At 71.2% G+C, this 20722-nt stretch carries 18 protein-coding genes, 1 tRNA gene and 1 pseudogene; 14 read left to right on the plus strand and 6 right to left on the minus strand.

What is annotated here, in order from left to right; translation table 11 throughout:
* The first annotated feature begins 3 nt into the window (after nucleotides 1-3).
* From scpB to ACQP12_RS11770, 6 genes are all read left to right on the plus strand, one after another.
* Nucleotides 4-1086, plus strand: coding sequence for an SMC-Scp complex subunit ScpB (scpB, locus tag ACQP12_RS11745; protein ID WP_433287381.1), 1083 nt, complete (start codon nucleotides 4-6; stop codon nucleotides 1084-1086).
* Nucleotides 1073-1843: a pseudouridine synthase gene (locus ACQP12_RS11750; protein WP_357949349.1), complete on the plus strand. Its 771-nt coding sequence runs from the start codon at nucleotides 1073-1075 to the stop codon at nucleotides 1841-1843. Before scpB ends, ACQP12_RS11750 begins: the two co-directional genes overlap by 14 nt.
* A 173-nt stretch (nucleotides 1844-2016) precedes the next feature.
* A complete protein-coding gene (cmk, locus tag ACQP12_RS11755; protein WP_433287383.1) occupies nucleotides 2017-2697 on the plus strand; it encodes a (d)CMP kinase in 681 nt (226 codons plus the stop codon).
* Nucleotides 2694-4100 (plus strand): ribosome biogenesis GTPase Der, encoded by a 1407-nt coding sequence (der, locus tag ACQP12_RS11760; RefSeq protein WP_357949355.1) that lies wholly within the window; start codon nucleotides 2694-2696, stop codon nucleotides 4098-4100. The genes cmk and der overlap by 4 nt, the downstream gene beginning before the upstream one ends.
* Nucleotides 4101-4264: 164 nt before the next feature.
* Nucleotides 4265-4338 (plus strand) — tRNA-Pro (locus ACQP12_RS11765).
* Nucleotides 4339-4548: 210 nt separating this feature from the next.
* Entirely contained in the window at nucleotides 4549-5112 is a 564-nt protein-coding gene (locus ACQP12_RS11770; RefSeq protein WP_433287385.1) for a DinB family protein, read from the plus strand.
* Between the two features lie 203 nt (nucleotides 5113-5315).
* On the opposite strand, the pseudogene ACQP12_RS11775 reads toward ACQP12_RS11770, so the two are convergent.
* Nucleotides 5316-5525: pseudogene (locus ACQP12_RS11775) on the minus strand (site-specific integrase); the annotation flags it as partial.
* A gap of 45 nt (nucleotides 5526-5570) precedes the next feature.
* On the minus strand, nucleotides 5571-6491 hold the full coding sequence (locus ACQP12_RS11780; RefSeq protein WP_433287387.1) for an NADP-dependent oxidoreductase: 921 nt from the start codon (nucleotides 6489-6491) through the stop codon (nucleotides 5571-5573).
* A gap of 91 nt (nucleotides 6492-6582) precedes the next feature.
* Here ACQP12_RS11780 and ACQP12_RS11785 point away from each other — a divergent pair, with 91 nt between their 5' ends.
* The 4 genes from ACQP12_RS11785 to ACQP12_RS11800 all read left to right on the plus strand — a co-directional run bounded on the left by ACQP12_RS11785 (nucleotide 6583) and on the right by ACQP12_RS11800 (nucleotide 12984).
* Nucleotides 6583-7521, plus strand: coding sequence for an AraC family transcriptional regulator (locus tag ACQP12_RS11785; RefSeq protein ID WP_433287389.1), 939 nt, complete (start codon nucleotides 6583-6585; stop codon nucleotides 7519-7521).
* A 379-nt stretch (nucleotides 7522-7900) separates the two neighbouring features.
* Entirely contained in the window at nucleotides 7901-9004 is a 1104-nt protein-coding gene (gene mraY / locus ACQP12_RS11790; protein WP_433287391.1) for a phospho-N-acetylmuramoyl-pentapeptide-transferase, read from the plus strand.
* A 22-nt stretch (nucleotides 9005-9026) separates the two neighbouring features.
* Nucleotides 9027-12128 (plus strand): hypothetical protein, encoded by a 3102-nt coding sequence (locus ACQP12_RS11795; RefSeq protein WP_433287393.1) that lies wholly within the window; start codon nucleotides 9027-9029, stop codon nucleotides 12126-12128.
* Between the two features lie 304 nt (nucleotides 12129-12432).
* Nucleotides 12433-12984, plus strand: coding sequence for a DinB family protein (locus ACQP12_RS11800; protein ID WP_433287395.1), 552 nt, complete (start codon nucleotides 12433-12435; stop codon nucleotides 12982-12984).
* Between the two features lie 153 nt (nucleotides 12985-13137).
* Here ACQP12_RS11800 and ACQP12_RS11805 read toward each other — a convergent pair whose 3' ends face one another.
* Nucleotides 13138-13599 (minus strand): hypothetical protein, encoded by a 462-nt coding sequence (locus tag ACQP12_RS11805; RefSeq protein ID WP_433287397.1) that lies wholly within the window; start codon nucleotides 13597-13599, stop codon nucleotides 13138-13140.
* 186 nt (nucleotides 13600-13785) lie between these two features.
* On the opposite strand from ACQP12_RS11805, the gene ACQP12_RS11810 reads away from it, so the two are divergent.
* Together ACQP12_RS11810 and ACQP12_RS11815 are read left to right on the plus strand one after the other, a co-directional pair.
* Entirely contained in the window at nucleotides 13786-16620 is a 2835-nt protein-coding gene (locus ACQP12_RS11810; protein WP_433287399.1) for an AfsR/SARP family transcriptional regulator, read from the plus strand.
* A gap of 246 nt (nucleotides 16621-16866) precedes the next feature.
* Entirely contained in the window at nucleotides 16867-17352 is a 486-nt protein-coding gene (locus ACQP12_RS11815) for a hypothetical protein (protein ID WP_357949375.1), read from the plus strand.
* Between the two features lie 52 nt (nucleotides 17353-17404).
* Here ACQP12_RS11815 and ACQP12_RS11820 read toward each other — a convergent pair whose 3' ends face one another.
* Nucleotides 17405-17887 (minus strand): MarR family winged helix-turn-helix transcriptional regulator, encoded by a 483-nt coding sequence (locus ACQP12_RS11820; RefSeq protein ID WP_433287401.1) that lies wholly within the window; start codon nucleotides 17885-17887, stop codon nucleotides 17405-17407.
* 70 nt (nucleotides 17888-17957) lie between these two features.
* Here ACQP12_RS11820 and ACQP12_RS11825 point away from each other — a divergent pair, with 70 nt between their 5' ends.
* The gene (locus ACQP12_RS11825) at nucleotides 17958-18407 is read left to right on the plus strand and encodes an SgcJ/EcaC family oxidoreductase (RefSeq protein WP_433287403.1); all 450 of its coding nucleotides are present in this window, start codon (nucleotides 17958-17960) and stop codon (nucleotides 18405-18407) included.
* 28 nt (nucleotides 18408-18435) lie between these two features.
* On the plus strand, nucleotides 18436-19524 hold the full coding sequence (locus ACQP12_RS11830; RefSeq protein WP_433287405.1) for a CapA family protein: 1089 nt from the start codon (nucleotides 18436-18438) through the stop codon (nucleotides 19522-19524).
* Between the two features lie 8 nt (nucleotides 19525-19532).
* Here the strand turns inward: ACQP12_RS11830 and ACQP12_RS11835 are convergent, their stop codons facing one another.
* Both ACQP12_RS11835 and ACQP12_RS11840 read right to left on the minus strand, forming a co-directional pair.
* A complete protein-coding gene (locus tag ACQP12_RS11835) occupies nucleotides 19533-20102 on the minus strand; it encodes a TetR/AcrR family transcriptional regulator (RefSeq protein ID WP_433287407.1) in 570 nt (189 codons plus the stop codon).
* Nucleotides 20103-20217: 115 nt separating this feature from the next.
* A complete protein-coding gene (locus ACQP12_RS11840) occupies nucleotides 20218-20718 on the minus strand; it encodes a MauE/DoxX family redox-associated membrane protein (RefSeq protein WP_433287409.1) in 501 nt (166 codons plus the stop codon).
* Between the last annotated feature and the right edge of the window lie 4 nt (nucleotides 20719-20722).

Raw genomic sequence — 20722 nt, forward strand, 5'->3', positions numbered from 1 at the left:
CCGATGAACGACGAGGAACGCCGCGACTCGCTGGCCGACCAGGCAGCCGCCTGGGTCCCCCCGTGGGAGCGGCCGACCCCGCCGAAGCCCGCCACCAGCGAGACGCCCGCCGAGCCCGAGCCGCGCGCGACACCGGCTGAGCCAGCTACTTCGGCGCCCGCAGAGCCGGCGCAGTCCGCCGAGCCGGAGGCGTCCGCCGGGTCGGAGCCGTCCGCCGGGCCGGAGCCGTCCGCCGGGCCGGAGCCCGTACCCGCGCCCCGGACGCCCGTGCCGCCGCCCGCCGGCGCCACGGCGGAGATCTTGGACACCTACCGTTCGGCTCGAACGGAGACTGTCCAAGATCGGGTGGGGGAGAGCGCGGCGGAGCCGGAGGTGGCGTCGGGCGCGGGCGAGTCGGCCCCGGACGCCGACGAGGCGATCGGCCCCGACCGGCTCACCCACCCCGACGCCGGACCCGGCGAGCCTGCGGGGGAGGGCGGCGTACCCGGGAGGCGGGGACGGCGGCGGCCGGCGCCGGAGCCGGAGCCCGCGCCGGTGCTGGACGACGCCGAGCTGCGCGGCGCGCTGGAGGCCATCCTGCTGGTGGTGGACCAGCCGGTCAGCGAGCTGACCCTGGCCCAGGTGCTGGAGCAGTCCCCGGAGCGGATCGGCCCGATGCTCGACGAGATCGCGGCCGGCTACATGGCCGCCGGGCACGGCTTCGAGCTGCGCCGGGCCGCGGGTGGCTGGCGTCTCTACACCCGGCCGGAATACGCGACGTACGTCGAGCGGTTCGTACTGGAGGGCCAGACGGTCCGGCTGACCCAGGCCGCGCTGGAGACCCTCGCGGTGATCGCCTACAAGCAGCCGGTGACCCGGTCGCGGATCTCCGCCATCCGGGGCGTCAACTGCGACGGCGTGATCCGTACCCTGGTCTCCCGGGGTCTGGTCGAGGAGTGCGGCACCGAAGCGGACAGCGGTGCGTTCCTCTACCGGACCACCACGATGTTCCTGGAGAAGCTGGGGCTGAACTCGGTGGACGACCTGCCGCCCCTGGCCCCTTTCCTCCCCGACGACGTAGAAGAGCTTGCCGATGCGACGCGATGACCGTGCCCCGAAGCCCGATGCCCCCGTTTACGAGGGCGCCGAGCGCCTGCAGAAGGTGCTCGCCGCCGCGGGGGTGGGTTCGCGGCGCGCCTGCGAGGACCTGATCTTCCGGCGCCGGGTCACCGTCAACGGCCGGGTGGCCCAGCTCGGCGACAAGGCGGACCCGGCGCGCGACGTCATCCACGTCGACGGCGAGCGGCTCCAGGCCGACGTCCGCCTGGTCTACGTGGCGATGAACAAGCCGCGCGGGGTGGTCACGACCATGGCCGACGAGAAGGGCCGCACCGAGCTCGCCGACTTCATCGGCGCGCGGCTGGAGCAGCGGGTCTACCACGTCGGGCGGCTCGACGCCGACAGCGAGGGCCTACTCCTGCTCACCAACGACGGCACCCTCGCCCACAAGCTCATGCACCCGTCGTACGAGGTGCTCAAGACCTACCTCGCCGAGGTGGCCGGGCCGATCCCGCGCAACCTGGGCAAGCGGCTGACGGCCGGCGTCGAGCTGGAGGACGGGCCGGTGAAGGCCGACTCCTTCAAGGTGGTGGGCACCCTGGGCAAAACCGCCCAGGTGGAGCTGACCCTGCACGAGGGGCGCAAGCACATCGTCCGGCGCCTGATGGCCGAGGTGGGACACCCGGTGTCCCGGCTGATCCGTACCTCGATCGGTCCGATCAAGCTCGGCGACCTGCGCACCGGGCGGCTGCGCCGACTGACCAACGCGGAGGTCGCCGCCCTGTTCAAGGCCGTGGGTGACTGACCCCGTCGATCGGGGTACGGCTCCCGGTAGGCTTCGACGCGGCCCGCGGTCGCCTTCGGCGGCACGGCGCGTGGCCGACCCGCGCGGCGCGGGATGATTGACGAAGAAACACAACCGCTCAACGGCGCCGGACAAGCCGGCGACCCGCGAGGTACGGGCTGAGGAGGACAACGGTGGAGCAAAACGTACGGGCCGGGCGCTGCGTGGTCGCTGTGGACGGGCCGTCCGGTTCGGGTAAGTCCACCGTGTCGCGGCGGCTCGCGGTCAGCCTCGGCGCCCGCTACCTCGACACCGGCGCCATGTACCGGGCGCTCACCTGGGCGGTGCTGCGCTCCGGCGTCGACCTGACCGACACCGAGTCGGTGGCCAAGGTCGCCGGCGAGGTCGACCTGCGCATCGGCACCGACCCCGAGGGGTACGGCGTGACCGCCGACGGCGTCGACGTGGCGAAGGAGATCCGCGGTCCCGAGGTGACCGGGGCGGTCTCCGCCGTGGCCGCCGTGGGCGCCGTCCGCGAGCTGCTGGTCGCCCGGCAGCGGCAGGTGATCGCCGACGCCGGCCGGATCGTGGTCGAGGGCCGCGACATCGGCTCGGTGGTGGCGCCCGACGCCGACCTGAAGGTCTACCTGACCGCCTCCGAGGCGGCCCGCGCCCAGCGGCGCAGCGCCGAGGACGCCATCGACGTCGCGGCGACCGCCGCCGACCTGGCCCGCCGGGACAAGCTGGACTCGACCCGCAAGGTCAACCCGCTCCAGCAGGCCGCCGACGCGGTGGTGCTGGACACCACCGAGCTGGGCATCGACGAGGTCGTCGCCCGGCTGCGCGCGCTGCTCACCGAGCGGGGTGTGGCATGAGCGACGATTTCGGCGGCTGGGTCGAGCTGCGCGAGCCGGAGCTCGAACCCGGTGAGCCGACCGGCCCACAGCCGGTGGTGGCCGTCGTCGGCCGCCCCAACGTGGGCAAGTCGACGCTGGTCAACCGGATCATCGGCCGCCGCCAGGCGGTCGTCGAGGACATCCCCGGCGTGACCCGGGACCGGGTGCCGTACGACGCGCAGTGGAACGGCCGGGCGTTCACCGTGGTGGACACCGGCGGTTGGGAGCCCGACGCCAAGGACCGGGCCGCGGCCATCGCCGCCCAGGCCGAGACGGCCGTCGTCACCGCCGACGTGGTGCTCTTCGTGGTCGACGCCATGGTCGGCTCGACCGACGTGGACGAGGCCGCCGTGAAGATGCTGCGGCGCAGCGCCAAGCCGGTGATCCTGGTCGCCAACAAGGCCGACAACACCGCCATCGAGATGGAGTCGACCGCGCTCTGGTCGCTCGGCCTCGGTGAGCCGTTCCCGGTCTCCGCGCTGCACGGCCGCGGCTCCGGCGACCTGCTCGACGCCATCATGGCGGCGCTGCCCGAGGCGCCGAAGATCGTGGAGAACCGCCCGCGCGGCCCGCGCCGCGTCGCCCTGGTCGGCCGTCCCAACGTCGGCAAGTCCAGCCTGCTCAACCGCTTCTCCGGCGAGGAGCGCGCGGTGGTCGACGCGGTCGCCGGCACCACCGTGGACCCGGTGGACAGCCTCGTGGAGATCGGTGGGGAGACCTGGCAGCTGGTCGACACGGCCGGCCTGCGCAAGCGGGTCGGCAAGGCCAGCGGCACCGAGTACTACGCCAGCCTGCGCACCGCCTCCGCGATCGAGGCGGCCGAGGTGGCCGTGGTGCTGCTCGACTCCAGCGAGGTCATCAGCGAGCAGGACCAGCGCATCCTCACCATGGTGGTGGAGGCCGGTCGGGCCCTGGTCATCGCGTTCAACAAGTGGGACCTGGTCGACGGCGACCGTCGCTACTACCTCGACAAGGAGATCGACCGGGAGCTGCGCCGCATCCCCTGGGCGATCCGGCTGAACCTGTCGGCGAAGACCGGCCGGGCGGTCGACAAGCTCGCCCCGGCGCTGCGCAAGGCCCTGGCCAGCTGGGAGACCCGCATCCCGACCGCCCAGCTCAACCAGTGGCTCACCGCGCTGGTCCAGGCCACCCCGCACCCGGTGCGCGGCGGTCGGGCCCCGCGCATCCTCTTCGCCACCCAGGCCGGCGTGGCCCCGCCGCGCTTCGTGCTCTTCACCACCGGACCGCTCGACGCCGGCTACCAGCGGTTCGTGGAGCGCAAGCTCCGCGAGGAGTTCGGCTTCGAGGGCAGCCCGATCGACATCTCGGTCCGCCCCCGCAAGAAGCTCGGCCCGGGCGGCCGCGGCAAGGCCCACGGCTGACCCACCCGCCCTTCGAGAAGCCGCCGGGGTTCCCTCCCCGGCGGCTTCTTTCCTAGGACGCTCTAGGGGGAGTGGCGGCCGGCACCCGGTGGGGCCTGTGCGCGGGTGGGAGGATCTTGCGCTAAGCTGTACCGGCTGCCGCGGGGAACGTCACGCGGGGGCATCGGGACGTGGCGCAGTTTGGTAGCGCACTTGACTGGGGGTCAAGGGGTCGTCGGTTCGAATCCGGCCGTCCCGACGCAGGTCAGAGGCCATTCGGAATCTTCCGGATGGCCTTTTCTGATCCTGTACAGCAGCGAAGTACTGCAGCGACTCATTGAGTCTTCGCCGCCTTCGAACATGCAGGTCGGAGGCTCTGGCGTGGCGCTCGCTCGGGATGCCCATCTGATCTCGGGCGGGAGTCTACGGTCTTGATCATGCTAGGTCTCCGCTGATGTAGTGTGCGGAGATGGCGAGAAGCGAGCGACTCGCGGACCAGCTGGACCGGCACTGGCACAAGAATCTGCGGCCGCGGCTGCACGGTCTTGCCGATGAGGAGTACTTCTGGGAGCCGGTGCGCGGCTGCTGGAGCGTCCGTCCACGTGGCACGTCGGCCGCACCGATGTCGGCAAGTTCGGGGGAATGGGCGATGGACTTTGCGTCCCCTGCCCCGGTGCCGGCGCCGGTGACCACGATTGCCTGGCGGCTGGCGCACATCATCGTCTCCTGCCTCGGCTATCGGGTCGGATGGCACTTCGGCGGCCAAGACGTCGACTCCCAGACATTCGCCTACGCGGGGACGGCTGACGAGGCGCTAAAACAGCTCGATGAGATGTATGGGAGATGGAACGCGGGGGTCCGCGAGCTCTCGGACGCTGACTTGGAGAATCCGCCCACGGTGGGTCCCGAGCGGTTTCCCATGGAGGGCATCGTCCTGCACGTCAACAGAGAGCTGATCCATCACGGCGCCGAGATTTGCCTGCTGCGCGACCTTTACCGCTGGCAGGACGGAGCCGTACCGCGCCGAGCATGACTTTCCGGTAGCCGGCGATCGAGCTTCGGGAACCTACGTGGACTCCGTGACGCTCCGTGGCTGTGAGCTTCAGTGTTGATCGAGGCTTTCGCCGAGCTTCCGCAGGGCTTCCCGCGTGGCCTTGGACGAGAATCCGGCCATCCCGACGCAGCTCAGAGGGCACATCCAGTCAATGGATGTGCCCTCTTGTCGTAGCTGGGTGACTACATCTCAGCGCCGAAGATCCGATCCGTGGCGACCGCGCCGCTCAGAAGCACCGGCCGGAGTTGGTGCCGGTAGACGCTCTCGGTGACGGTCATGCCGGAGTGCCCGCAGAGGTCGGCAATCTGCTCGATGCTCATGCCGCCGTCGGACAGCAGGGACACGAACTGTGCCGCTGCTCGCGGGGGAGTCCAGGCGAGCGGGTCCAAGCCCTTTGATCATCGGGGAAGCGGAGGTGGCGGTCATCAGGGACTCCTTCACGGAATGAGGATGGTCTTGCCCCGGGTGTGGCCGGCCTCGGCGTCGCGGTGCACCGCGGCCAGGTCGGCGAGCGGGCGGGACGAGTCGATATCCAGGCGGACTGTGCCTGCGTCGACGAGTTTCACCAGTGCGGCGAGGTGGTTCACGTCGTTGCGGGCGACCATGTGCATCGCGCTCACTGAGGCGTCGGTGGGCGGCTCGATCGGGGTGGCGATGGAGACGATGACACCGCCGGGCCGGACCAGCGGTATCAGGGCCGCGGCCTCCGAGGGGTTGATCGCGGCGAGATTGAGGACGGTGTCGACCGGTCTTTCCACCGCATCGTTCACGGGTGAGGCGCTGTAGTCGACTATCTGGTCGGCGCCGAGTTGACGGACCGCGGCTGCGCTGCGCGGGCTTGCCGTGGCGATGACCTGCGCTCCGGCGTGCTTGGCGAGCTGGACGGCGAATCCGCCCACGCCGCCACCCGCGCCGTTGACCAGCACCCGCTGCCCGGGCGTGATGCGGGCATGTTCGAACACCGCCTGCCATGCGGTGAGGCCGGCGACAGGGATGGCGGCGGCGTTGGCGAGCGGGATGGCGACGGGTGCCGGGACAAGGGTGTCGGCTGGGGCGGCTACGTACTCGGCGGCGCCGCCGCCGTCGAGCCGGCCGACGACCCGGTCGCCGACGGCGAGCGTGTGCATGTCGCTGCCGATCTCGACCACGGTGCCCGCCACATCCCAGCCAAGCGTGTACGGCAGGTTCAGCGGGAGGATGGAACGCAGCAGCCCGGAACGTAGTGCCATCTCGGATGGATTGAACGAGGAAGCGGCGACCCGGGTCAGCACCTCACCCGGGCCAGGCGCCGGGCGTGGGACGTCTTCATAGCGGATGACGGACGCGTCACCGTACTCGTGTATTCGTGCGGCTTTCATGCCATCGAACGTATGGAACGAGCTGAAGACGAACCATGTGTGCTGGTCCTCGGTTGATACTCGATCGTCTTCACGTAGGTACTGTGGCGGGATGGACGTGCTCAGCGACGTGATCGCTGTCATGCGGACCGGTCAGCCACGTTCAGCGCGGGTGGTGTGGCACGCTCCGTGGGCGCAGCGATTCGCCTCCGTGCCCGGATGCGCCGGTTTTCAGGTGATCCTGCAGGGTCCGTGCTGGCTCGTTTCGCCGGACAGCGACCCCGTGTCGCTGACCGTCGGGGACGTGGTGTTCCTGCCGCGCGGGCAGGGGCACGCGCTGGCCGACAACCCATCGACCCCCGTGACGGCACCCGCCTGCGAACCGAACGACCCGCAGTTCCTTCAGCGCTACGCAACCGCCACCGTCGGCGAGCCCCTCGGCACCTACGGCCCTACCACCGTGACGCTCTGCGGCGCGTACGAGCTGGATCCGGCCCGCGCCCATCCGCTCCTGAACGACCTGCCCGAACTCATCCACCTCCCGGCGCACCTCGGGCGCCACCCCGAGCTGTGCGCCACCGTGGACTTGCTCGCCGCCGAATTGGAACGACCTCGCCTCGGCACCGACGCCATCGTGCCTGCCCTCCTCGACACGCTCCTGCTGTACATCCTGCGTACCTGGTTCGACGAGCAGCCCGCGCGTGGGGCCACCACCGGTTGGGCGGCGGCACTCAATGACCCGGCCATCACGGCCGCGCTGCGGGCCATGCACCGCGACCCGGCGCGGCCCTGGACGGTCGCGACTCTGGCCGCGGAGGCGGGGCTGTCCCGGGCGCCATTCGCCCGGCGCTTCGCCACCCTCGTCGGCCAGCCGCCGCTCAGCTATCTGACCTGGTGGCGGATGACCACGGCAGCCCGGCTACTCCAGGACTCCGACGCGCCGCTGAGCGCCGTCGCACACCGGATCGGCTACACGTCGGAGTTCGCCTTCGCCAACGCGTTCAAACGCCAATACGGCACCGCACCCGGCAGGTACCGAAGAGCCGCGTAACAGCACCGACGGTTGCCGTACAGCTCGACGGGATGGATAAGGCTTCCTGACGCTCGGCCGTGTACCGCTCCTGTGGCATCGCGCACCACGGCCGACAAGGGATCGCGTCGTTGGGGCTGTCTCCGCCGCTTCGAACACAAGGTGAACCTCGGGCCTGGCACTACAAGATCGTCGTCGGATTCGTGTCGCCGGGTCCCGATCCATGGCCCGGTGAGGTCCGGGGCTGCTCCGCTCGCCGTCGGATGGCAAGCTCGTGTCTCGTGATCGATGATTTCGGCAAGGACCATCCGCACGGCCAGCTCAGGTCGACACGTCAGGCGCTGATCTGGACGCTCGGCGGGGACGCCGGGAGAAATCCGGATCTCGTGGAGGTTCGCCCGTGAGGGCGGTCATCGTCGCGGCCGCGGTCGCGTTCATCATCTCCCTGTTCGGCACGCCGGTGGCGGTTCGCGTCTTCACCGCGCTCAAGGCCGGCCAGCCGATCCGATCGATCGGGCTCGCCAGCAACCAGGGCAAGAAGGGCACGCCCACGATGGGCGGGGTCGTCTTCATCGTGGCGACCGTCCTCGCCTACGTCGCCGGGCACCTCGCGCTGACCACCCTGCCCGACCGGCAGATCGCGCAGGAGGGGCCGACCATGACGGCCCTGGTGCTGCTCGGGCTGTTCGTCTTCTGCGGCGCGGTCGGCTTCTTCGACGACTTCCTCAAGGTGCGCCGGCGCAACTCCGACGGACTGTCCGCCAAAGGCAAGCTGCTCGGCCAGGCGATCGTCGGCGGCGGGTTCGGCATCGCCGCGCTCTACGTGCCGAGCACCAACGGCCAGACCGTGGCCAGCGAGCACATCTCGCTCATCCGCGACATCAGCTGGCTGGACGTCGGCAAGGTCGGCGCGGTCATGGTCTTCGTCTTCGTGATCATGGCGATGTCGAACGGCGTGAACCTCACCGACGGCCTCGACGGCCTGGCCACCGGCGCGTCGATCCTGGTGCTCGGCGCGTACGCGCTGATCGGCTTCTGGCAGTACCGGCACTGGTGCGCCGACGACGCGTACGCCCGCGTGAACGAGTACTGCTACCAGGTCCGGGACCCCCTGGAGATCGCCATGATCGCGGCGGCGGCGGCTGCCGCCTGCGTGGGCTTCCTGTGGTGGAACACGTCCCCGGCGCGGATCTTCATGGGTGACGTGGGCTCGCTCGGGCTCGGCGGCCTGATCGGCGGCCTCGCGGTGGTAACCCGCACCACGCTGCTGTCGATCATGATCGGCGGGCTCTTCGTCATCATCACGACGACCTGGGTGATCCAGATCGTCTCGTTCCGGACCACCGGCAGGCGTGTCTTCCGGATGGTGCCGTTGCACCACCACTTCGAGTTGGCCGGCTGGAGCGAGGTCAACATCGTGGTGCGGTTCTGGATCGTGGCCGGCGTCTGCGTGGCGGTCGGCCTGGGCCTGTTCTACTCGGATTTCTTGGCGGTCGTTGGATAAGGCCACGCGACAAGCCTGTGTCGTGCACCGACGGTGCCCCACCGGGCTGCCGGCGTCTGGCAGCAGGCTGACGGCACCGGCCGATTCTCAGATCATCCTCAAGAAATCCCGCTCCGTCGGCCACTGGCGGCACGGCTGGCGTGTGCTGTCGCCACAGCGTCATCCCCCCTGTTCTGGAGCTTCTATGAGAAACAGACGGACGACCATCTTCTCCGTCCTGCTCGCCGGGTCCCTCGCGGCGACCGTTGCGCCCATGCCCCACGCGTCCGCGGCCAGCCTCGGCGAGGAGCGCTTCCAGCCGAGCGTCACCTACGACCTGTCGGTGACCGACGCCGAGCGCGACGCGATCCACGCGGAAGTCGAGGCGTTGGCGGGGCGCGTCAACAGCGCGCGGGCGGGGGACGGCACCTACGACCCGCTCACTCTGGTCGGGGCGATGCTGGACGGGTCGAGCTACGACTCCATCTCCCGAGGCGGCACGGCCGCGACGGCGTACCCCTTCCCGGTCAGCAACACCGCAGCCAACCAGAACGAGTACGACCGCAAGGTCGCCAAGCTCGCCTGGGTGGTCAAGCTGGCCACCGACCTGGGTTTCCCGGTGGTCGTCCAGCGCCAACCCGACAAGTACGTCTACGCGGAGATCGGTGATCCGGACGCCCCGGAGATGGTCATGGCGTTGAGCCACCTCGACTCGCCGACGGCTTCCGTTTCGCCGGCCCAGCTGGCGCGCTGGCGGGACGCCGACGGCAACCTCGGCACTCCGGGTGCGTACCACTCGCCCTATGTCCAGGACGGCTGGGTCTACGGGGCGGGCATCCAGGACGACAGCGGTCCGACGCTGGCGACGCTGCTCGCGGCCAAGGCGCTGCTCGAGGCGGGGTTGCCCCTCGACCGACGCATCCGCATCGTCATGGGGATCTACGAGGACGGCGGCCCTGGCACGCCCTCGACGACGAACACGGCCACCTTCCAGTCCATCCCGTACAACTCGAACCCGAGCTTCTACGACAACTGGGCCTACAAGAACCTCAACCGGGAAGAGATCCCGATCGCGGCCTACACCTCCGACTCGCGGTTCCCGGTCATCGTCGGCAACTCCGGATCGGTGACCCCGTCGGTGTCGATGAGCTTGTCCGCGGACAGCACCAAGGCCTTCCGGCTGACGGCTGCCACGGCCGGCGTCACCCTGCGCGAAGGCGACCCGACGCTCAAGGACATCGCCTACGGCAGCACCACGCAGATCGCCTCGCGGGCCACCTTCACCCTCGACGTGGCGGGGGCCAGCTCGACCGAGCGCGACCGGTTCGTGTCGGCGATCACCGCTGCCGCGACCACGAAGGGTTGGCTCCCGGCTGCTCCCCGCACCACGCCCAAGGTGCGGACCACGATCACCGGCGACTCGCTCACGCTGGAGATCAACACCGATGTGGCGATGGAGATGCCGACCCCGCAGTACGGCAAGAATGCCGTCGTGTGGGGAATGTTCCTCCTCTCCAAGGGGCTCGGCGAATTGGGAAGCACGGCCGCCGACCTGCAGTTGAAGAAGGCCGCCGACGGCATCGCCGACCTGTTCTTCCGCGACGGTGTCGAAGGCGAGGCCTATATCGGCAAGTACATGGACATCCCGGCGAACCTGTTGCGCAACCCGAGCAACGGCACGCCGAACCTGACGTTCGCCCTCATGGGCGGCATCAATTCGGAGACCCCGACGAGCTTCTACACGGACGCCTCCGGCAGCCTCAGCATGCCGATGTATGTGCGCAGCATGCACGTCACCGCGGCTGACTCCGGCCAGGCGACGGCGGCGGTCACGGCCGCCTTCCAGGCGAAGGGGTTCACCATCGGCACCCTCGGCTCGCCCGTCGGCGCCGGGTTGTACGTCACGCACGACAATCCGCTGACGGCTCTCCAGTTCGGGAGCTACCAAGCCTCGATCGACCGCAACCCGGGGGAGTTCGCGGACCCGTACTCCCTCCGGGACGTGGTCTATCCGCAGGGCACGACCGGTGGCACCCTGGCCAGCAGCTTCCGCAACAAGATGACCGCCTTCGGCGCCGTCATCCCGGGTAACGAGCGCTGGTGGCACACGGCCAACGAGCGGATGAAGGTCGACTCGGCGGTGCAGATGACCAAGATCATGGCCGATGGCATGCTGGAGATGGCCCGGTACTCCGGGCCCGCCGGTGCCAAGTTCATGTGGGCGGACATGCCGGGGCTGAACGCCGACCGGGCGGACCTCGACCTGCTCGACGTCACGATCGGCACCTACAAGGACGCGTCGGCCGCGGTCGGCACGAGCCAGTTGGGCAACCAGGCCCTGCTCGGCGCCACCTCGTTCAACATCCCGATGTGGAACGGGCGCGGCAATTCGACCCCGACGGCGTCGGCTTTCGAGCTGGGGCACGCCCCGGGAGGTGTCTACCTGCCCCTGACCGACCCCGAGTACCAGACCAGCACGTACGTGGCGCCGATGCGTCTGGAGTTCAAGGTGGAGCGCCCCGACCACATGTCGGACGCGGCGTGGGCGAAGTTCGTCGCGGGGGGCTACGGCGACTTCCAGTTCAACATCCTCGTCGGCGACAAGGTCGTGCCGCTGGCCGTTCCTGCGGGGCAGAGCACGGACAAGTACTTCTCCTCGCGCATGTCGGCCAACAACCCCGACGCCATCTACCTGTCGGTCAACCTCGCGATCACCGACGCGCCGTACACCGGGGTGCAGGCCAGGCTCGCGGATTCCAAGACGGACCTGTACAAGCTCAACCCGACGTACCTGGCCTCGAACCCGGATCCGTTCCCCGGGCGCGGGACCGTCGAACAGCGGGGCTTCTTCGTGTTCGGTGACGGTCAGAAGAACGCCGAGTTCTCCTCGCCCGACGCGGTCTACGTGACCGTCGCCAACGCGGTCGTCGACGCGAAGCCGTCGGCGATGGTGAAGAAGCTGAAGGGCAACACGAACGAGTTGACCATCACGGTGCAGCAGACCCGTGTCGACGGCAGCGCGTCTCCGGTGACGGCCACGTTCACCATCGACAACAACGCTGCCGGCACCTACACCGTCGGCGACTACAAGGTGTACGTCGACACCAAGGGCAACACCCAGGTGCGGTCGATCTCCATCGTGTGACGCCTGTGAACCGCAGTTCCGCGCGACAACGGAGTGGAGCCACTGCCTTGGGTAGTGGCTCCACTCCGTTCGTGCGCCTTGGGCGTGGCCGTTCCTGTGGGCTGCTGTCACGGCTGCCGTCAAGCACTCCGCACGTGCCGCTGGCAGACCGTTCCGGAGGACACCGCCGAGGCCGCGGATCCGAAGCGGCCGCGGGGGTTCGCCGCGATCCGCCTCCCACATTTTCCTCCACGTGTCGGTCCGGATCGGCCCCGCCCAGTCGTCACCTGGGTGTCAGCGACCAGGGTGACGCAAGGAGAGCCCGATGAAAGACCCGACGTTCGCGCTCAAGGACTTCCCGCTCGCCATCGCCGCCGAGGCGGAACTGACCGCCACGTTGCGGTCCTGTCTGGACGGGCAGCGCCGTCACATCACCGGCGCTCTGGAGGGCTTGAGCGACACGGACCTGCGCCGTCCCGTGCTGCCGTCCGGATGGAGCTGCCTCGGTCTGGTCAACCATCTCGCCCTCGACGTCGAGCGGTTCTGGTTCAACGCCGTCATCGCCGGCCAGACTTCGGTGATCGCATCCCTGCCGCACACCGAGAACGTGTGGAACGTCGACCGGTCCGTATCGCCGGAGGACATCCTGGACCGGTACCGCACCTGCATCGACGCGGCCGACACGGTCATTCGTGAAACTCCGATGGACACCCCGCCGGCCTGGTGGCCCGCGAACAGGCTCGGCAGCTTCCGGCTGCACACCACCCGCGACATCATCCTGCATGTGATCACCGAAACCGCATGCCACGCCGGTCATCTGGACGCCGCCCGGGAGCTGATCGACGGAAAGCAGTGGATGGTGCACGGCGAGGCGTGAGTCCCTCTGCCCGCGCGGCGGCTGAGATGGTCCTCGGCCGGCTGACGGCCGACAGGAAAGGCCCGGACCAGCGGGAACACTGGTCCGGGCGTCGGCTTCCTCGATGCCCGCCGTCGGGGACCTGGTGGCCGCCGGCGGCGAGGAGCCTGCTCGTCAGAAGTAGCCGTACCAGCGGTTCGACTCCACCGTCTCGGTGTTCACATTGCTGGCGTTGTAGACCCGCACGCCGGCGTAGATGTCGTCGAGACCGACGTCCTCGTTCAGCGTCGAGCTGTTCATGCACACGGCAAAGGTGTAGTAGCCCGGCCCGCCGCCCGAGCTGTTGTCGTAGAGCGTCCGGTACGGGCCGCCGAGCAGGTCGTCGCTCCACTCGTCGTCGCCCCAGATCCGGACCTCGACCGAGTACTTGTCGTAGTACCAGCGCGAGGTGGCGCCGCTCACCTGGACCGTGTAGTCCCAGTACCGGCCGTCGTTGGTCTGGCACTGCAGGAAGATCTCCAGCTTCGCGGTCACGGCGAGCGCCGGGGCCGCGGTTCCGGCGACCGCTCCGGCGGCGACCACCGTGGCCGCGGTGAGGACGGTCAACGTCCTGCGGATGGCGTGCCTGAGCTTCATGGTCCCTCACTTCCTCTGATCGGGCTTGTCCTGCGCGCGGGGGCACGGTCGCTCGACCGCGCCGCGGCGTGCTGACCGTCGCGCCGTCGCACGGTCGCATCCGGCGCTGACGTGAACCTGACGCGCGCTGACCCGGGCGGCCCGGCGATCGCTAGCATTCGATTGGTTGACCGCTGAGGAGTGGAGGTGGCGACCATTCAGGTCCGACTTCTCGGGCCGGTCGACGTCACCGAGGGGGATCGCGCTCGACCGGTGCCCGGCTTACGGCGCAAGGCCCTGCTCGCGGCACTCGCCCTGCATGCCGGTGACGCCGTGCACCCCGACCTGCTCATCGAGATCGTCTGGGACGGGACGCCTCCGGCCACCGCGAAGAACTCCCTGCAACGTCACATCTCGTACCTGCGGGGGGTGCTCGGCGGAAGGGCGGCCATCACGGTACGTCCGCACGGCTACGTCCTCGACCTGGCAGAGGAGGCCACCGACCTGCACCTCGCGCAGCGGTTGATCGGTGAGAGCAGGCAACCGGGGGATCCCGCCGAGCGCGCCGTTGCCCTGCGCGCCGCGCTGGCCCTCTGGCGGGGACGGCCGCTGGCGGACCTGGCCGGGCTGCGCTGGTTGGACGAGCAGGCCGAGCGGTTGGCCGGACTGGAGCTGTCGGCCCGGGAGGCGTTGACCGACGCGCGGCTGGCGTTGGGTGAGCACGCGTCGCTCGTACCGGAGCTGGCGCGCCTGGCCGCGGAGCATCCGTACCACGAGCAGATCCACCACCGGCTGATGCTCGCGCTGTACCGCGACGGCCGCCAGGTCGACGCGCTGGCGGCCTACCAGCGGCTGCGCACCGCCCTGGCCACGGAGCTCGGAGTCGATCCGGGCCCGGCACTGCGTCAGCTGCACGCCGCCATCCTCCGGCAGGACGCCGACCTGGCGCCGCCGGCGGCGGTGTGCGGACCGACCCGGATGGCCGGCGCGGTCTCCCATCCGGCACCGCCACCCGCCCAGCTGCCCGTGGCCGTGCGGGGTTTCGCCGGCCGCCGTCCGGAGCTGGCGAGGCTCGACGCCCTGCTGCGCTCCGCGCGGGCGTCACGTGCCGGCCAGCCCGGTACCCCGCCCATCGCGGTCGTGTCCGGCACTGCCGGTGTAGGCAAGACCGCCTTGGCCGTGCACTGGGCACACCGGATGGCCGGCGAGTTCCCCGACGGCCAGCTGTACGTCGACCTCCGTGGCTTCGCCGGCCACGGCTGCCCGGTGGATCCGGCCACGGCGATCCGTGGCTTCCTCGACGCGTTCGGGGTGCCGGCGCAGCGGATTCCCGTCGAGCCGGCCGCGCAGGCCGGGCTGTACCGCAGCTTGCTGGCCGGCAGGCGGGTGCTCGTCGTCCTCGACAACGCCCGCGACGTCGCGCAGGTCCGGCCGCTGCTGCCCGCCGCACCCGGCTGCCTCGTCCTGGTCACCAGCCGCGACCAGCTGACCCCGTTGGTGGTGAGCGAGGGCGGGCACCCCGTGACGCTGGATCTGCTGTCGACGCGGGAGTCCCGGGAGCTGCTGGCCGGACGTCTCGGCGCGGACCGGCTGGCCACCGATCCGGGCGGGGTCGACGAGCTCATCACCCGGTGCGCGCGGCTGCCGCTCGCGCTGGCCATCGTCGCCGCGCGCGCCGTCACCCGGCCCGACTTTCCGCTCGCCACGTTGACCGCCGAGCTGCGGCACGCCGCGGACGTCCCGGCCGCCGCGCTGGATCCGTTCGACGGCGGGGACGTCGCCACCGACATCCGAGCCGTCTTCTCCTGGTCCTACCGGACCCTCACGGGCGAGGCCGCCCGGCTGCTCCGGCTGCTGAGCCTGCACTCCGGCCCGGACCTCACCGCGCCGGCCGCGGCGAGCCTCGCCGGCCGGTCGACCACGTCCGTGCGGCCACTCCTGGCGGAGTTGACCCGCGCGCACCTGCTGGGCGAGTCGGCCCCCGGGCGCTACGCCTGCCACGACCTCCTCGCCCGGTACGCCGCAGAGCTGGCCCACGACCACGACGACCCCGGTGCGCAGCGGCGTGCCCGGCGCCGGATGCTCGACCATTACCTGCACACCGCCGACGGCGCCGCCCGCCTGCTGGACCCGCATCGGGATCCGATCACCGACTCGGCGCCCGAGCCCGGCGCGGCCCCGGTGGTCCTCGCCTGTTACGAGGAGGCGCTCGCCTGGTTCAGGGCGGAGAAGGCGGTGCTCCTGGCCGCCGTCGGGCAGGCGGTCCACACCGGCGCCGACCGCCGCGCCTGGCAGTTGGCGTGGACGCTGCTGGACTTCCTCGACGTCCACGCCTACTGGCACGACCTGGCCGCGGTGCAGGACCTGGCGATGACGGCCGCCCGACGCCTCGACGACCGCCGCGGTCTGGCCCACGCGCACTGGGGCCTGGCGCGGGCCAGGGCGAAGCTGGGGGACAACGAGGACGCCCGCCGGCACTTCGAGCGCGCCCTGGCGCGGTTCGAACAGACCGGCGACCGCACCGGCCAGGCGCACACCCGGCTCAACCTGGCCTGGGTGCTCGACCGGCAGGGCCGCTACGCCGAGGCGTTGCCGCAGGCGCGTCAGGCGCTCGCGCTCTACCAGGCCCTCGGGCACGTGGCCGGGCAGGCCGACGGGCTCAACGCGATCGGTTGGTACCTGACCCACCTCGGGGAGCACCGGCAGGCGCTCGGCTACTGCCGGCGGGCCCTCGACCTGCACGAGCGGACCGGCGACCGGCGCCGCGCCGCCCAGGCCTGGGACAGCCTCGGTCACGTCCATCTCGACCTCGGCGACCACGTGCGGGCGACCGAGTGCTTCCGCAGCGCGCTCGCCCTGACCCGGGAGCTGAGCATCAGGTACGACGAGAGCATCGTCCTGACCCATCTCGGGAGCGCCCGCCACGCCGCCGGTGACCGGGTGGGCGCCCGCGCGGCATGGCGGGACGCGCTGGCGATCCTGGAACAGCTCGATCATCCCGACGCCGGCGCGGTACGCGTCCAGCTCGCGCAGCTCCCCTGAGGAACGCCACGTCGAGCCCTGCCCGGGTCGGGACACGTCCCGCTGTCGGCGCGCCGCTCGCCTAGTGACCTTCTGCGGCGAGGGTGTGGGCCGCCTCGGCGAAGGCGCGCATGCGGGCGGTGGCAACGTCGTGCTGACCGTGGTGGGCGGAGGCGGCGATTCCGGGGTGACGGCACGCACGGCGATGCTGTCCGTGCCGCTGGGCGTGGCGGCTGCGGGCGTGCGCCGCCGTGCCAGAATCTGGCCGTGTCCTACGTCCCCCCTCTGCCGCACCCGTCGATGCCCGGCGCTGCGACGCCGCTGATCGCGTACCCCCACCCGATCGCGCCGCCGCCGGGGTGCGCGGTGCTCGTCGTCTCCGTGAACCGGGGGCCGTACCTCGTGCCGGCTCCGGTGACCAGCCGGTTCAAGATCGACCGTCGGGTGGTGGCCATTCCCGGCGAGGGCACCTGGCACGTGGCGGTCCCGGCCGGTCCGCACGACGTCCGGTACACCGACTTCATGGGCATCCCCGTCATCACGACCACGCTCGCCGCGCAGCCGGGGGCGGTGCACCACCTCTCGTTCCGCTTCGGGGGCTGGCGCAACCGGGTGCACGACGGCTACGGCACCGACGTGACCCGGTTCGGCCTGTGGTCGAACTACAGCATCCTGCTCGTCATCCTGGGCGTCGGCGGACTGCTCTGCTGCGGGATGTTCGGGCTGATCGCCGCCTTCTCCGCCTCGGCCTGACCGAGGGAGGCCCGGCGGCGCCCTGCCACGGCGGGGCGCATGCGACGGCTCGTCATTCCCCGGCGCGACAGGTGGGCCGATCGGATCCTGGTCCGAGCCGGATCGTCTGCTCGCGCAGGATGTCGATCGTGCGGCGCAGGTAGCTGACGATCGCCGCCTGTTCGGCCGGGTCGTAGTCGGCGATGACGCCGCCGAGCGCCCGGCCGAGCCCGGCGAACGCGTCGGCAAGCTCCGGGTGCTCGGCGTCGGCGGCGCGGATGATCGCCCGCCGGCGGTCGCCGGGGTCGGTCTCCCGCACGACGTAGCCGCCGGCCGCGAGCCGCGCTACGACGCTGGTGATTCCCGCGGCGGTCAGCCCGGTGCGCCGGGCCAGCTCGCTCGCGCTGAACGGCCCGTCGGTGGCGATCAGCTCAAGCGTCTTCAGGTCGCCGGCCGACAGCCCCAGGCGCGCCGCGACGGCCTGGTGGAACAGCACGACCGCACCGCTGAGGTCGCGGCCCAGGTTCCGTTCGACGTGCGCGCCCTCGGTTGACACTCCGCCCACCAATACTTAGATTCGGCGTAGTAATTACTACGTTCCAGCTAAGTAAATCAGGGGGACCGCGATGACCACCACCGCACACGCCGGCGTCCTCGACACCCTGACCGGGCTCGAGGCCTGCTGGCAGGCCGGCGACGCCGACGCGTACGCCACGCTGCACGCGCCGGAAGCCACCTATGTGGCGTTCGACGGCACCGTGATGACCGGCCGGGACGAGATCGCCGCGGGCCACCGGCCCCTGTTCGACGGCATCATGCGCGGCTCCCGGCTCGCCGTCGTCGAGCGCACGATCCGCTTCACCGACCCCGCGACGGCGATCGTGGTGCAGCGCGCGGGCATCATCATGCGCTGGCAGAGGGGCCGGACCGTCCCGTCGGCGAAGCGCGTGTCGACGAACACGACGGTCCTGCGCCGCGACGGGGACCGGTGGATCGTCGCGGCGTTCCAGAACACCCGGTACCACCCGTGGGCGAAGACCCTCATGGGGCGGCTGATGACCCGCTCGACCCCATGACTCCGGTCGGCCTCACTATCCTGTGCCGGTGATCAGCACCACGGTGCGTATGGCGCTGGCGGCGCTGGCGATCGGGACAGCGGTGGCCGGGTGCACCACCGCGGATCGCCCGGCGGCCGAATGGCAGCCGCCGGCCGCGACCGGGTCGGACGCCGGGGCGTCGCCGAGCACCGGCGGGCCGGGCGTTGCCCCGCCGGTCGAGCTGCGGCTGGCCTTCGCGGGCGACGTGCACTTCACGGGCCGCACGCTGCGTCTGCTCGACGACCCGCGGACGGCATTCGGCCGCACCGCCTCGGTACTGCGCGACGCCGACCTCACCGTGGTGAATCTTGAGACGGCGGTGACGGACCGCGGCACCCCGCAGCCCAAGCGCTATCGGTTCCGATCGCCGGAGACCGCCTTCACGGCGCTTCGCGCGGCCGGGGTCGACGCCGTGTCGCTCGCCAACAACCACACCCTCGACTACGGCCAGGTCGGGCTGTCGGACACGCTGGACGCGGCGGCGGACGCCGCCTTCCCGGTGTTCGGGGCGGGCCGCGACGCCGGCGCGGCGTACGCGCCCTGGCTGAGCACCGTGCAGGGCGTGCGGGTCGCGGTGCTGGGCATGTCGCAGGTGCACGACCTGGCCGCGCAGTGGAAAGCGACGCAGAGCCGCCCGGGCATCGCGATGGCCTTCGACAGGTCCCGGGCCGACGCCGCCGTGCGAGCAGCCCGCGACCGGGCCGACCTGGTGATCGTCTTCATGCACTGGGGCGTCGAGGGCAACCCCTGCCCGACCGGGGAGATGACGGCGTTCGCCCGGCGGCTGGCCGCCTCCGGGGCGGACATCGTGGTCGGCACCCACGCGCACACCCTGCTCGCCGACGGTTGGCTGGGCGAGACCTACGTGCACTACGGGCTCGGCAACTTCCTCTGGTACAGCGAGTCGCACAGCACCGACTCCGGCGTCCTGCGGCTGACCGTGCGCGGGCGGACGGTGACCCGCACCGAGTTCCTGCCGGCGACGGTGTCCGGCACCGGGCAGCCCGTCCTCGTGTCCGGCGCGGCCCGCGAGCGCATCGAGGACAGGATCGCCGCGGCGAGGCGCTGCACCGGCCTCACGGCGAGGCGGCCCTGAGCCCCTGATCAGTCCGACGGGGGAGTGGGCACGGTGAGGTGGCCGAGCATGGTGCCCAGTTGTGCGGCGTACGCGTCGAGGAACTCGGGCGAGTCGGCCGCCAGGCCGGTCAGCCGGCGGACGACCTGCGGCAGCACGGTCGGCGCCAGCGCCGCCGCGAAGAACGTCAGCACCACGTACGCGGGGTCGAGGTCGGCGGACAGCTCGCCGGTCCGCTGCCGGCGGCGCACGTCCTCGACCATCGCCGTGAAGTACCTGTGGGCCTGCGCCTCGCCTTCGGTGTCGGCGGCCGCTCCCGTGTCGGCGAGTCCTTCCCAGATGAGCAGCCGCGCCCAGGACCGCTGGGTCGCGCCGAGCCGGAGGAAACCCGCGACCACGTCGGCCATCGGCAGGTCGGGTTGAGCGGCGCCGCTCGTGGACCGCCATCGCTCCTGCAGGGCCTGGTAGAGGCCTTCCTTGCCGGCGAAGTAGTAGGAGATCAGCTGCTGGTTGACCCCGGCGCGAGCGGCGATCGCGCTGGTGCGGGCGCCCGCGAAGCCGTGCTCGCCGAACTCGATGAGCGGCACGACGATGCGCATCACCGGCGCGGTGCCGCCGTTGCGCCGCCGGATGGCCGCGCGGCTCGGCCGGTGACGGCGGCCCGCCCCGCGCGGGCCGATCACCGGAGCGGTCCGGTGGCGCCCGACCCGAAGGTCACGTGCCGCTGGTCGCGCCGAACAGGTAGCGCAGCTCGTCCAGCATGACGACCAGCACGCCGGCGAGCAGCGCGCCGACGACGACCAGGACCGCCTCGCCCGGCCGTACGGGTCCGGCCGGTGCGAGCGCGCCGGCGACGGCGCAGCCGACGAGGACCACGTTGCGCCACACGTGGTGCCGGCCCAGCGGCGCGGCGGTGCGGCCGAAACACCGGCAGGTGGCGCCGCCCCGCCGCAGGTTCGTGGCGACGGCCACCGTGAAGGCGAGCAGGAGGGCGCCCGCGCAGAGGAAGCCGGCCGGCGGGAACACCGCCAGCAGCACGACGGCGGTGAACTCGGCGGCGACCACGGCCGCGGCGAGCGGGCCGGGGGGCCGGTAGCCCATGTCGCGCACCGAGCGCGTGAACTCGCGGTAGGCGGCCCGGCCGGAGACCTTGCCGACCGCCGCCGCCAACAGCACCGTGCCGAGCAGCACCCGGCACCCGATCTCGACGTACACGGGG

This window comes from Micromonospora sp. CA-244673 (assembly GCF_050948395.1).
In the GTDB taxonomy this organism is placed as follows: Bacteria; Actinomycetota; Actinomycetes; order Mycobacteriales; family Micromonosporaceae; genus Micromonospora.

Bases quoted from the DNA above. Each gene is read 5' to 3' on its own strand.
- ACQP12_RS11780 (WP_433287387.1), bottom strand. From the start codon at position 6,491: ATGAAAGCCGCACGAATACACGAGTACGGTGACGCGTCCGTCATCCGC.
- ACQP12_RS11805 (WP_433287397.1), bottom strand. From the start codon at position 13,599: ATGAAGCTCAGGCACGCCATCCGCAGGACGTTGACCGTCCTCACCGCG.
- ACQP12_RS11770 (WP_433287385.1), top strand. From the start codon at position 4,549: ATGGCGAGAAGCGAGCGACTCGCGGACCAGCTGGACCGGCACTGGCAC.
- ACQP12_RS11785 (WP_433287389.1), top strand. From the start codon at position 6,583: ATGGACGTGCTCAGCGACGTGATCGCTGTCATGCGGACCGGTCAGCCA.
- ACQP12_RS11835 (WP_433287407.1), bottom strand. From the start codon at position 20,102: ATGCGCATCGTCGTGCCGCTCATCGAGTTCGGCGAGCACGGCTTCGCG.
- ACQP12_RS11750 (WP_357949349.1), top strand. From the start codon at position 1,073: ATGCGACGCGATGACCGTGCCCCGAAGCCCGATGCCCCCGTTTACGAG.
- der (WP_357949355.1), top strand. From the start codon at position 2,694: ATGAGCGACGATTTCGGCGGCTGGGTCGAGCTGCGCGAGCCGGAGCTC.
- ACQP12_RS11825 (WP_433287403.1), top strand. From the start codon at position 17,958: ATGACCACCACCGCACACGCCGGCGTCCTCGACACCCTGACCGGGCTC.
- ACQP12_RS11800 (WP_433287395.1), top strand. From the start codon at position 12,433: ATGAAAGACCCGACGTTCGCGCTCAAGGACTTCCCGCTCGCCATCGCC.
- scpB (WP_433287381.1), top strand. From the start codon at position 4: ATGAACGACGAGGAACGCCGCGACTCGCTGGCCGACCAGGCAGCCGCC.